This is a genomic window from Raoultibacter timonensis (genome assembly GCF_900240215.1).
In the GTDB taxonomy this organism is placed as follows: Bacteria; Actinomycetota; Coriobacteriia; order Coriobacteriales; family Eggerthellaceae; genus Raoultibacter; species Raoultibacter timonensis.
In genome coordinates, this window is sequence record NZ_LT964681.1 from 992,661 (window position 1) to 1,004,986 (window position 12,326).

Here is a 12,326-nt window from a genome sequence, read left to right on the forward strand (position 1 = left end):
CCGCTGCACCGCAGCTAGCAGCCAACGCCGCTGCCGCAGCCGCTGCCACGGCGCAGATCACCCCGCCTGCAGCCCAACCCCTTTCCGCCAATACGGTTGCATCGTCGGTCTCGGCCGTACCGGAAGTCGAGCCGTTCGGTTCGTCATCCAACCAGGTGTACCCTGACCCCATCCGTGACGATCGAAGCCCGTATGCCACGAGCGCGGATGTGGACGAGATGGGAAAACCCACTTCGAGCCTCACTTTCGAGAACTTCGTCATCGGGGATTCGAACCGAATGGCCTACTCAATGGCTGTAGCCGTTGCCGAAATGCCAGGTAAAGCCCATCTCAACCCCCTTTTCATCTACGGGAAGAGCGGTTTGGGGAAAACCCACCTGATGAGAGCCATACAGAACTACATCATCGAAACGCTGCCCCACCTCACTACCATCTATGTAGATTCAGCTGAGCTATTGAGCGACTACATGGAGGCGTCGGCGGCGCATGACAAGGAAAAATCGAGCTACAAGAACTTCAAAACCCGCTACGAAGATGCCGATGTACTGCTTATCGACGACGTTCAGTACCTGCAGGGCAAGAAACAAACGCTCGATATCGTGTTCCAGATATTCAACAAGCTGACAAGCCAAGGAAAGCAGGTCGTTCTTTCAGCCGACCGAGCACCGAAGAACATCGATATCGATGAACGCTACAAAAGCCGCTTCAACTCGGGGGGCACCTTCGACATCCAACCTCCTGAGATAGAAACAAAACTTGGAATAGTAAAAAGTTTCGTCGAAGAATACAAGTTAAACGAGGGAATTCACGAACTGAGCATCCCCGACGACATACAGCTCTACATCGCCGAAAGCTCGAGCTCGAACATCCGCGAGTTGAAAAGCGCCGTCACCAAGGTCATATACCAGATGACCTTCTTCAATCAGCCGGATCTGAGTCTCGACGATGTGCGCCATCTGCTTGAGAGTCATTTTTCAGGCGGTCCTTCGAAAAGGCTCACGATCGCCGACATTCAGAAGGAAGTAGAGAACTTCTACAAGATAAGTCACGCCGAACTCATCGGCAAAAAAAGGACGCGCAACATCATCTATGCACGTCAAATAGGTATATACTTATGCAGACAGATGCTCGACCTGCCTTTCAACGACATCGGCAAGCAATTCAACCGCGACCACAGCACGGTAATGTACTCGGTCACCAACGTCGAAGAGAAGATGAAGGAAAGCAGGGAGCTGCGCGAAGAGCTCGAGGCCCTCAAACAGCTGATCCGGGAAATCTAGTCTCAAACCCAGCAGCCAGCGCTCGGATTCCCATACGAGGGTCTGCTCGTTTCGTCAGGTTGGAGATCAAACCCGGTCGGAGTGATCGGCGCCGCTCAGTTTGTGGCTCGGCAATGACTCAAAAGTAGTTAAAAACCCCTTGATCAATTGGGAATGATAATCAAAGCGATAAAAATTGTTGATGTCAGATACCGCTTCTCAACAATGGGTATCTAAAGATTTCATTCCATTGAACAGGTGTTTCGGTATTTATCAACAATTCCACTGTCCTTATTATTACAACTATTCAAAACATTTAGATATTTAGAAGAACCGAGAAAAATAAAGGAATGTGCAAATCGAAAATCTAGATGTAGAGCCTCAACCATGGAGATGTACAACATAGAGGCTGCCTTCGCATCTTCATGCCACCCGATAACGCAAGCGAAATGTTCTATGCAGAATTACCTGCGTAAACTCCTTGACTTTAGCTCTCGTCGGTATATACTTTGGAAGTTACTCTTGAACCATGAAGGGATTGTGAAATGAAGCGCACTTATCAGCCTAACACTCGTAAGCGTGCGAAGTGCCACGGTTTCCGTGCACGTATGTCGACAAAAGGTGGTCGTGCCGTATTGTCTGCTCGCCGCGCAAAAGGACGTAAACGCATCTGCGTGTAAAGATAGGTATTCGTGTTGGAAACCATTAAGTCCAGCACCGAAGTCTCGTATGTTTTTACGCACGGAAGGCGTTTAAATACTCCTTTTGTTACATTTATTGTGTTACAACACGAAAAGCAACACGGCCAGATGGGTCGTGTTGCTTTTGTTGCAGGTAAAAAGCTCGGGAATGCGGTTTGGAGAAACAGGGCGAAACGCCGTATGCGTGCGTTATGCCGCGATCTTGGGGGGCCATGGCCCAACTGCGACGTGATATTTCTCGCACGCCGTCAAACTACCCAGGCTAGTTATAGTAAAGTTCTTGATGCATGCGAGAAGATCCTTGGCGGTACCGGTTTTCAGACCTCTCAATAAGGCTGTGAGATGGATAAGATAGCACCATTTATAAAGAAAATACCGTGCACTGCCGCGGTTTTCCTTATTACATTCTATCAAGCCGCCATCTCTCCCCTCTTCCCCTCATGCTGCCGTTTCGAACCAACTTGTTCTCAATATGGAATAATCGCTTTTCGCCGATACGGGTTTATCAAAGGTTTTAAGCTCACTGCTAAGAGAATATTACGCTGTCGTCCGGGAGGCCCTCACGGTTACGATCCCGTGCCGTAAACATGCCTGTTCAGAGGCCTCTTTGGTATATAGGAAGGAATGCTGAGTATGTGGGATGCAATTAAAGATGGAATGTTTTGGATTGTAGAGTTCTTCTATAACCTGCTTGGGGGTGAAGCGGGCGGCGGTGACTGGGGTATGGCTATCATCATCGTCACGGTCATATTCCGTATTATCATATCCCCGTTGATGCATAAGCAGACGAAATCGTCCTTCCAAATGCAGAAGGTGCAACCTCTTATGCAAGAGATCCAGCGTAAGTTCGCTGACGATCCGGTGCGGCAGCAAGAGGAGATGCAGAAACTTTACGCTGAAGCCAAGTTCAACCCCATCGCCGGTTGCTTGCCGATGCTGCTGCAAATGCCTATCTTTATCGCCTTGTTCCAAGTGCTGCAGGAAATGGGAACCCGCACCCATGGTTCTACCTACGAGTTTTACAATCTGGTGCCCAGCCTGATCACTACGCCGTCCCAGGCATTCGCTGAAGGTATCGGAGCGTTTATCCCTTACGTCATTCTCATGATCATCTTCGCGGGCGCTACGTTTTTGCCCATGGTTCTTCAGCAGCGCAACAACGAGGGAGCTCAGAAGAAGCAGATGCTCATCATGAGCGGCGTAATGAGCATCTTTATGCTCTGGATCAGCTGGAACTCCCCTGCCGGCGTTCTCTTGTTCTGGGGTACCTCTTCTCTTATCGGCGTTGCCCAGCAGCAGATTTCGATGGCCATCATGCGAAAGAAGGATGCTGAAGCCGAGGAGAGCATTGAAGTGAAGCCGATCGAAGTGGATGTGACTCGGAAAGTAAAGAAACCCCGTCCGACTAAAAAGGGCAAATAAACTCTGAAGACCGCATCCCGCTGGATGTTGGCTGTATAAACGTGCTTGTATCGACTAAGGAGCATAGATATGTCGGAAGAGACGAACAACGAAGTCGAGTTTGAGGAAGATGTCGAAGGGATAGAAGAGGAGTCCGTCGAGGAAGTGAACGGATCCGACGAGAGCGGAGTCCCTGAACTGAGCGACGAGGAGCTTGATGAGGTAGCTGATACTGCTATCTCCATTCTCCAGGACATTCTGAAGTATTTCAATGTAGGTGAAGTGACTATCGATGAGTACGAAGGTGATGAGGGAGAGCTAATTCTCGATATCACCGGCGACGATCTTGCTGTGTTGATAGGGCGTCATGGTAAAACCCTCGATTCGTTGCAGTTCCTTGTTTCAGCGGTAACCGTGCGAAAAATGGGTTTCAGATATCCTGTTGTCGTTGATGTCGAGGGATATAAGAGTAGACAGCGCCAGAAACTCGAGTCTATCGCGCGTTCGGCGGCGAACCGTGCAGCCGGTCAGAACCGCAGTATCAAGTTGCGTCCCATGACACCGTATGAGCGCCGTATCGTGCATATCACCCTTAGAGACGACGATCGCGTAGAAACGGCGTCCGAAGGTGAGGGTAGTGCGAGGCATGTAGTGGTTGTTCCCCAGTAGCGGTTGTTTTTTACTGAACAAGGGTGTTTCATGTGAGGTGTTTCACGTGAAACACCCTTTTCTTTTGCCTTGAACTATGAAACCATGCTTTCTATAGTCGAAATATGATATATCAGGAGTTGAGATGATCGAAGATACCACTTGGGCAGAAAAAACCGCTCAAGCGTTAGGGATAAGCGTCGACCGAATGAATTTGATAGAATCGTATTTGTTGCATGTCATTGAAGCGAACAAAACAACTAACCTAACGAGAATAGAAACCCTGGAATCAGGAAGAATGCTTCACCTTGAGGATTCTCTTTCTGGATTAAAAGAGTTCAATAAAGCGCCAGAAGGACTATACGGAGATTTAGGCACCGGTGGCGGCTTTCCTGGCGTTCCGCTCTCTATCGCAACAGGACGAACCGTTCTGCTTGTGGATTCGGTAAAAAAGAAAGTCTCTATTCTTGAAGATATTGTACGTGAAATGGGATTAAGCAAGCAGATGAGCACGTATGGTGGAAGAATCGAAGATCTAGCTACTGAGAAGAAAGCGAGTTTTTCGGTATTGACTGCCCGTGCATTGAGTTCTCTTTCATCATTATTGGAATTGTCGAGCCCTCTTCTTGTCCAAGGGGGTCAACTAATATGCTATAAGGCAAACGTCGAAGACGAGGAGATTGACCACGTAGAAGAACTCAAAGGTTTATTAGCGATGCGTCTTGTGAGCGATAGATCATTCACGCTCAGTGATGGAGTGACCCCTCGTCGTATTCTTGTTTTTGAAAAAAAGGGATATCCAAGTATTAAATTGCCTCGACGGGTGGGGATGGCGCAAAAGAGACCTTTGTAGTTTGTTTCACGTGAAACAATGCTGTTGGCTATATGTGATTTACTGAGGATGTTTCACGTGAAACATCCTCAGTGTTTGTTTTTGAGTTTAGCTATGGGAATATTGATGATATCGTTTCTCCTTTTTGTAACCTCGAGATGTATGGTTTCGCATACGGCTTCAAAATCATTTGATATTTCATAATTTGAGAATCTCAATTCTTTGATTTCAAGCAGCTCTAAGTATCTTGTTCTATAGGTATCTTTGATTCTCCCTTTTTCCTCATAATGTTGAGACCCGTCGAGTTCGATACTCATACGTACTTTGTTGCAGAAAAAGTCTACGATGTACGGGCCGATAACTTTCTGCTGTCTGAAAGGGACTGAATACGAGCAAAGGAATCGGTACCACAGTTTTCTTTCTGCCGGTGTGGCATTGCATCGAAGCTGATAGGCGAATGAAGCTAAAGCATTTTTTCTTGGAAGACCCATTTGTATCACCCCAGAAGATGTTATCAGATAAGCCTTTCCAGATTGTCTTTTAAACCTTACGTATACAGGAGGTAAATCACACATAACCGTGAATCGGTATTGGATTGTTAAAGAGGCAAGTGGGGCAATGTTTCACGTGAAACACCTTTTGATATAAATACGATGCATGATTGTTTCACGTGAAACATAGGTAAAGGTCTCATAACCGTCCCATATGTTCCCATTTGCGCTATACTGATGCAGATTATCCATGAAAGGGGGAGCTGTGGGCTTATTTGATGGTCTGAAACGTGAAAAAAAGGCAGCAGAGACTATCGCGTCGGATGATATGGATATATCATCCGAAATTTCCTCTGATAACGAGGTTGCAGAAATCGATATTGAAGATGTTGAAGTGGTAGAACGCGATGTTTCACGTGAAACAATCGAAGAGGTCGCTCCGAAACATCTGAAATCTTATAAAGAGAAAGACCCTGTGAAACACGTGATAGGTCAAACTAAAGTACTTGCCATCATTAACCAAAAAGGGGGAGTGGGTAAATCCACAACTGCCATCAACCTTTCGGCCGCGCTTGGTGAAATGGGAAAACAGGTACTTCTGATCGATTTGGATCCGCAAGGAAATTCATCGAGCGGTCTCGGTATAGAGAAAAGCCAGGTTGAGCATTGCGTCTATGACGTCCTTCTCAACCAGACGCCTGTCGAAGACGTAATAATTCCCGATATATGCGAGGGTCTTGATGTTATTCCAGCAACCATTAACTTAGCTGGAGCCGAAGTGGAGTTGGTTTCGGAGATGGCCCGGGAAAATAGACTCAAGGATGCCGTCGGCTCATTGAGGGGAAAGTATGATTTCATCTTCATTGATTGCCCCCCATCTCTCGGCCTTCTTACCGTCAATGCTCTTGTAGCTGCAGATAAGCTTCTTATTCCGATTCAATGCGAGTTCTATGCCCTTGAAGGTGTGACAAAACTCCTTGATTCAATGAAACGTGTCAAAGGTCTCCTTAATCCGAGCCTTGATATTTATGGAGTCCTTCTTACTATGTACGATGGAAGAACAACGCTTTCCCGTCAAGTTGTCGATGAGGTGCGTTCGTATTTCGGGAAAACAGTGTTTGAGACTCTTATTCCCCGTACGGTAAAGCTATCTGAGGCTCCGAGCTATGGTCTGCCGATCACCCAGTACGATCCGACCGGCAAAGGCGCCCAATCGTATATTGATCTTGCAAAGGAAGTGATACTCCGTGGCTAAACAGAATAAGAGCGGTCTTGGTCGCGGCCTGAATTCTCTTTTGAGTGGAAGTATGGAAGAAGCAATCCCCGCAGAAGCCGTACCGTCGAAACAGAGAACGATGGTCACGGTTGACGAGGAACTCCCCACGCCGGCTCCTACGCAAAAACCAGCACAGAAGCCGACGCCTGCAAAACAACCTCTATCCGAAAGACAGATAGTTAAAGAATCTGAACCTGTGGCTGAGAAAGTCCAGGACACGGCTGCTCCCGAGAAGTCGCAGCCGTATCTGGAAGAGGAAGACCACGTTACGATAAAGAGCGTCGTTGCGCGCGAGGTGAAGGATAAAAGGGTAGACGAGGTGGAGCTCACCTCTATCGAACCGAATCCCGATCAGCCGCGCACGAACTTCAAGCAGGAGGAAATAGAGGAGCTTGCATCCTCTATCGAGAAAGACGGGTTGCTCCAACCGATACTGGTACGCTCTATGGCAAACGGCAAATATCAGATCATCGCCGGGGAACGTCGCTGGCAAGCTTGCAGGTCTCTTGGGTTGAAAACGGTGCCGATTCGCATCAAAGAAGCTGATGACGATAAAGCACTCGAACTCGCGTTGATCGAAAACATTCAGCGATCCGATCTGAACCCGATTGAGGAAGCGTACGGGTATCGTAGGTTGATGGAACGTCAAAACATGACGCAATCCGAAGTCGCGCAAGCGGTTTCTAAGGGCCGTTCGACGATCGCCAATTCGTTGCGCCTGCTCGAGCTTCCCGAAGATGCGCAGCAGCTTTTGTTTGAAGAGAAGATATCGGCCGGTCATGCCCGTGCGATCTTGTCGATTCCCTCTAAGGAGGGAAGACAGAAACTGACGGAGAAGATGGTTCAGGAAAAGATCTCGGTTCGCGAAGCCGAAACACTGGCTCGTCTTTTCGCGGGTAAGAAGGAAAAAGGGGAGAATACGGCGAGAATCCCCACTCCTAAGATGTTCAAATCTGTTGCGCGGGCGCTCCGCGAATCGTTCAATACCAATGTGCGCGTGAAAACCGTCCAAGGGAAGAACAAAATAGAAATTGAATTCAAGGACGAAGAAGAACTAGAACGTTTGTTCGAAACAATGACTGCTTACAAGAGGGATCAAGCAGAGTAATAGGAAATATACGATTCAACGAAAAAAGTGACGGCCATCAGCGTCGTCACTTTTTTCGTTGTTTTCAGCTATAGGGAATTCTTTAGTTGACCGCACGCGCCAGCGATATCGGACCCGCGAGAAGCCCTTATGGTCGTTTCTACGCCCCGTTTAGCCAGTGCATCGACCCATTTCCTCATAGTGACGCTATCGGACGGCTGATACGGGCTGCTAGGGATTCGATTGATGGGAATGAGGTTGACATGGCAAAGCATGCCTTCGCAGTACTTGGACAGGTGCTTGAGGGCGTCGTCGGTGTCGTTCACGCCTTTGATCATGATGTATTCGAACGTTATCCGCCGGTTCGTCTTGTTCCTGTACTCTGTCAGCGCTCGTTTAAGTTCGGGAAGCGGCGTATTGGCCATTGCGGGCATGAGCTGGTTTCTTACGTATTGTTGCGCTGAATGGAGCGAGATCGCAAGGGTGAATTGTTCCGGTTCGTTCGAGAGCCTCTGGATACCTTTGACTATTCCGCAGGTTGAAATGGTGATATGACGTGCTCCGATATTCAGCGATTCTTTCGAATTGACGATATGCAGCGCTTCGAGGGTGTTGTCGTAATTGAGGAAAGGTTCCCCTTGGCCCATTGCAACCAAGCTGCTGGCGCGCAGCTCCATATCGGTTTGGGCGATGACTATTTGGTCGATGATTTCGCCGATTGTGAGGTTGCGGGTGAACCCCCCTTTCCCTGTCGCGCAGAAAGAGCACTCCATCGGGCATCCCGCTTGCGTGGAAAAGCAAATCGAAAGTTTAGAGTTGCCGTCGGTTGAACGGCTCGGCATGGCAACCGTCTCGACGCGCGCTCCATCAGGGAATTCGATAACGTATTTACGGGTTCCATCGCTCGATACCTGGCGATTGATCATTGAGCCGGATATGAGGGGATGATCTTCGGCGAGCTGCTGCCGTAGTTCAGCTGGCAGATTAGTCATATCGTCGTACGAACGCGCGTGGTGTCCGTAAAGCCATTGAGTTAGTTGCTTGGCGCGAAACGAGGGTTGTCCGAGCTCTTTGACGAGCTCGGCAATCTCGGCGCGCGTTAATGATTTGATGTCGTGTTTCATTTGCCCATTATAGTTGTTTGTGCGATTTCGGAATATGGGATGAGAAAATGTGTTCGGGGAGCCGATTGCATTATGTTTTAACTGGTCAATCGATAGCGTGAAATAGGGGATTTGCTATACTTCATCCGTCGCAGCCAAAGGCCGATCCCGCCCTCGCGCCGCGAACGGAAAAAAGAAAGAAGAATCGGCGCGCGAAAACTCGAAGCAATCGACGCTGCCGGGCGATAAAGCGAATGGAGCAGGGGTTCATGTCAGATACCTTCACACCTCAAACATGCAAGATTGCTTTGCTTGCGGGAGGTAAGAGCGGAGAACGGGAAATATCGCTTGCATCGGGTATGGGCGCCAAAACCGCACTTGAAGAGGCTGGTTTTCCTGTAACGGTTATCGATCCTGCGAAAAAGGAGGATCTCAAAAAGCTGATCGACGGCGATTTCGACGTTGCTTTCATCTGCCTTCATGGCAAATACGGTGAAGACGGCACCATGCAGGGGTTGCTTGAGATTATCGACCTTCCCTATATCGGTTCGAACGTATGGAGCAGCGCTCTTGCGATGGACAAGACCAAGGCGAAGGTGTTTTACGAGCATTCGGGAATTCGGACTCCCAGATCGATCACGCTGCGCAAGGCAGACGAGCGAAATATCGAGGAGATCGTAAAGACCGTCGGCGTTCGTTGCGTCGTGAAACCGGCAACCGAAGGCAGCGCACTGGGTGTTTTTATCGTCGAGGGCGTTCCTGATATTGAAGAGGCGATAGGCAAAGCATTCGAGATAGATAGCGAAGTGCTCGTTGAAACGTATGTTTCAGGGGATGAATTTACCGTGGCGGTTATCGGAAACGAGAATCCCGAAGCGCTGCCGGTCATTCAGATCGTTCCTTCGAACGAGTTTTATGATTTTGAATCGAAGTACGCGCCCGGGGGGTCGCAGCATCTGTGCCCCGCGCCGTTGTCGATCGCCGAGACCGATGAAGTGCAGCGCATGGCTGTAGAAGCCCATAAGGTGCTCGGTTGCCGTGGCGTTTCGCGCAGCGATTTCATCAAGGACGGCAACGGTGCGTTTTGGATCCTCGAAACGAACACCATTCCCGGTATGACGGGAACATCTTTGCTTCCCGATGCGGGGCGCGCTGCGGGAATGGAATTTTCCGAGCTATGCACGAAGCTTGTCGAGCTTGCGCTTCGCTAGGCAAAGATAAGATAAGCCACAGACACAATCTAATCGCCGATGCCTCCGCGTATACGGAGGCATTTTTCTTCTTTGCTTCCGCATAATTCATAATGTCATATTCCGAAATGCGCGGAAGGGGCGCGAAGTGGTGATAGAGCGGTCAAGCGCTCGAGCTCTCGAGCGGCCGAGCGGTTGGGAGACTAAAAAACGCCGCAGGAGCGAAGACCGAATATGATGCCGGCGATAAGGGCGAGAAGAAAGACCCAGCTGAGGATGTAGCAACCCTTGTTTCCCTTGCGACCCTGTTCGATCATCTTTTCGGAAACGCTGCGCCGTGTCTTGAGAATCGCTACGCCAGCCTGCTTCGAGGGCAAAGAGACGGTTTTCGTCGGCTTCCAGGTTCCTTTGCTTTCGACAACCTTGGCATATCCCTGCTCGCCGAGATCCACTTCGGGTCTGATGCCGTCCATCATGCGCGCGGCAATGTTTCCCGTGAAACATTCGAACGCTTCGGCATCTTTCGGGTCGTAGCAAATGATCGCCGCTTCGCCCCAATACTCGCCTGGTTCAGGCGATTCGCTGTACGCAATGAAAGAGAGCAGCGCCTGCATTCTGAATCCGCGCGCTTCGCACAGACTCAAATCGCGCGATGTTCCCGGCTCGAAAAAACCGACCATAGCGCCGAAGCGGTTCTTCATCCATGCGGTCCGTACTCCGTCTTCAGTAACGAATTCGATGTCGAAGACATCGCCAACGAGATTGTCGGCGCCGAGGAGCACGGCGGCATCCTTCTTCGATGCGGTATCGAAGCGCGCGTACGTTCCAAAGTAGGGGATGTCGGCCATGGTGGTTCTCCTCGCAATAGTTCCTCGTGATGCGGCTGATCGGTTTGTGCGATTATTTCGCGACCCGATCTTTCGGTTTGTGCGACATCATGATAGATGATAGGCTTCATTCTATGGAAAAAGAAACAGCACTGCAGACAGATACTATACAAAATCATATCGTCGAGGGAACGCCCCGAGACGTTTGCGCACGGTATGCCAACCTTGCCGCGGTAGCCCGCACCGCCGACTACGGCGATCTTGATCGAGATGTTGTCGTGCTCGATACCGAGACGACGGGTTTTTCGATCAACCATGACGAATTGACCCAGATTGCCGCTGCGCGCATGAAGCACGGCGAGATAGTCGAATGGTTCGTGACCTTCGTGAATCCCGGCAAGCCCATTCCCGAAGACGTGGCGAGGCTTACCGATATACACGATGAAGACGTTGCCGATGCTCCCACCCCGGCGCAGGCACTTGCCGATTTGGTCGAATTCGTGGGAGATTCGGATATCGTCGCCCATAACGCCGAATTCGACCGCAACTTTACGACCAAGAACATGTACGGCACGCCGCTTGCGGAAAACACGTGGATCGATTCGCTCGACCTTGCCCGCATCGCTTTGCCGCGGCTCAAATCCCATCGGCTCATCGATCTTGTGCGCACATTCGATGCGCCGATTTCGACGCATCGCGCCGATGCCGACGTCGAGGCGCTCTGCGCGGTGTACCGCATACTGCTTGCGGCGATCGATGCGATGCCGCGCCCTCTCGTCAACGAGATTGCCGGCATGGCAACGGTTGAAGAGTGGCCGACCGTCAAGGTGTTCGCTCATTTCGCCGACGCCGCCGCCACGAATTCGCCGGCAGCCGGCAACTCCGCTCACGATGACGAGGGTTCATCTGAAACGGAATCGCGCGGTGGGCAAACATCGTGCGGTGGGCAAACGGGAGATGCCGAGAAGATACCGTTCTCGTTGAGGGCGATGCGCCAGGCTCGCGTGAGGTCGATCGAGCGCAAGGCTAAAACCGATGCCGATTCGATCGCGTCGGATCCGGGGAAAGCGCTTGTGTTCCCCTCTGCTGAAGAGGTCGATGAAGCGTTTTCGTCGGATGGGCTCGTCGGATCGCTTTACCCTGATTTCGAGACGAGGGAAGAACAGGTCATCATGGCCGAATCGGTGCGTCAAGCGTTTGCATCATCGACCAACCTTGCCGTCGAGGCAGGCACCGGCGTCGGCAAATCGATGGCGTATCTGCTACCTGCGGCCCTGACGGCGAAGAAGAACAACATCGCGATCGGGGTGGCAACGAAAACCAATGCCCTGCTCGATCAGTTGATGTACAAGGAATTGCCCCTTCTGAACGAGGCACTCAAAAAACAGGCGACCGTGCAAAGCGAGGGCGAAGTTGCTTTGCCGAGCGTCATCCAGGACGATGGCATAGCGCCTGCATGCACCAAGCCGGGTGCTGATGAGGCTGACGGCGAACGAGGCAAAGCGACACCT

At 50.4% G+C, this 12,326-nt stretch carries 14 protein-coding genes; 11 read left to right on the plus strand and 3 right to left on the minus strand.

Annotated elements, in window-relative coordinates:
• From dnaA to rsmG, 7 genes are all read left to right on the plus strand, one after another.
• On the plus strand, positions 1-1,280 hold a 1,280-nt coding region (gene dnaA, locus C1722_RS16205), incomplete at its 5' end, for a chromosomal replication initiator protein DnaA (RefSeq protein WP_102380351.1).
• A gap of 524 nt (positions 1,281-1,804) precedes the next feature.
• On the plus strand, positions 1,805-1,939 hold the full coding sequence (rpmH, locus tag C1722_RS16210) for a 50S ribosomal protein L34 (protein ID WP_102380352.1): 135 nt from the start codon (positions 1,805-1,807) through the stop codon (positions 1,937-1,939).
• A gap of 12 nt (positions 1,940-1,951) precedes the next feature.
• Positions 1,952-2,293, plus strand: coding sequence for a ribonuclease P protein component (rnpA, locus tag C1722_RS16215; protein ID WP_244387433.1), 342 nt, complete (start codon positions 1,952-1,954; stop codon positions 2,291-2,293).
• Between the two features lie 9 nt (positions 2,294-2,302).
• Positions 2,303-2,545 (plus strand): membrane protein insertion efficiency factor YidD, encoded by a 243-nt coding sequence (gene yidD / locus C1722_RS16220; RefSeq protein ID WP_180995324.1) that lies wholly within the window; start codon positions 2,303-2,305, stop codon positions 2,543-2,545.
• 48 nt (positions 2,546-2,593) lie between these two features.
• Positions 2,594-3,382 carry a YidC/Oxa1 family membrane protein insertase gene (locus C1722_RS16225; protein ID WP_102380353.1) on the plus strand — a complete coding sequence of 263 codons (789 nt, stop codon included), beginning with the start codon at positions 2,594-2,596 and terminating at the stop codon, positions 3,380-3,382.
• Between the two features lie 69 nt (positions 3,383-3,451).
• Positions 3,452-4,030 (plus strand): Jag family protein, encoded by a 579-nt coding sequence (locus C1722_RS16230; protein ID WP_102380354.1) that lies wholly within the window; start codon positions 3,452-3,454, stop codon positions 4,028-4,030.
• Positions 4,031-4,154: 124 nt separating this feature from the next.
• Positions 4,155-4,862: a 16S rRNA (guanine(527)-N(7))-methyltransferase RsmG gene (rsmG, locus tag C1722_RS16235; RefSeq protein WP_102380355.1), complete on the plus strand. Its 708-nt coding sequence runs from the start codon at positions 4,155-4,157 to the stop codon at positions 4,860-4,862.
• Positions 4,863-4,930: 68 nt separating this feature from the next.
• On the opposite strand, the gene C1722_RS16240 is transcribed toward rsmG, so the two are convergent.
• On the minus strand, positions 4,931-5,416 hold the full coding sequence (locus C1722_RS16240) for an endonuclease domain-containing protein (protein WP_342352775.1): 486 nt from the start codon (positions 5,414-5,416) through the stop codon (positions 4,931-4,933).
• A 181-nt stretch (positions 5,417-5,597) separates the two neighbouring features.
• Here C1722_RS16240 and C1722_RS16245 point away from each other — a divergent pair, with 181 nt between their 5' ends.
• Both C1722_RS16245 and C1722_RS16250 read left to right on the plus strand, forming a co-directional pair.
• On the plus strand, positions 5,598-6,587 hold the full coding sequence (locus C1722_RS16245) for a ParA family protein (RefSeq protein WP_425226277.1): 990 nt from the start codon (positions 5,598-5,600) through the stop codon (positions 6,585-6,587).
• Positions 6,580-7,716, plus strand: coding sequence for a ParB/RepB/Spo0J family partition protein (locus tag C1722_RS16250; protein WP_244902619.1), 1,137 nt, complete (start codon positions 6,580-6,582; stop codon positions 7,714-7,716). The genes C1722_RS16245 and C1722_RS16250 overlap by 8 nt, the downstream gene beginning before the upstream one ends.
• Before the next feature lie 68 nt (positions 7,717-7,784).
• Here the strand turns inward: C1722_RS16250 and rlmN are convergent, their stop codons facing one another.
• Positions 7,785-8,819, minus strand: a complete 1,035-nt coding sequence (gene rlmN, locus C1722_RS16255; protein WP_102380357.1) for a dual-specificity RNA methyltransferase RlmN — start codon at positions 8,817-8,819, stop codon at positions 7,785-7,787.
• Between the two features lie 248 nt (positions 8,820-9,067).
• Between rlmN and C1722_RS16260 the strand changes: the two genes are divergently transcribed.
• Positions 9,068-10,009 carry a D-alanine--D-alanine ligase family protein gene (locus C1722_RS16260; protein WP_102380460.1) on the plus strand — a complete coding sequence of 314 codons (942 nt, stop codon included), beginning with the start codon at positions 9,068-9,070 and terminating at the stop codon, positions 10,007-10,009.
• A gap of 182 nt (positions 10,010-10,191) precedes the next feature.
• Here C1722_RS16260 and C1722_RS16265 read toward each other — a convergent pair whose 3' ends face one another.
• On the minus strand, positions 10,192-10,836 hold the full coding sequence (locus C1722_RS16265) for a hypothetical protein (protein ID WP_102380358.1): 645 nt from the start codon (positions 10,834-10,836) through the stop codon (positions 10,192-10,194).
• A gap of 113 nt (positions 10,837-10,949) precedes the next feature.
• On the opposite strand from C1722_RS16265, the gene C1722_RS16270 reads away from it, so the two are divergent.
• A partial coding sequence (locus C1722_RS16270; RefSeq protein WP_280522957.1) for an exonuclease domain-containing protein occupies positions 10,950-12,326 on the plus strand: 1,377 nt, incomplete at its 3' end.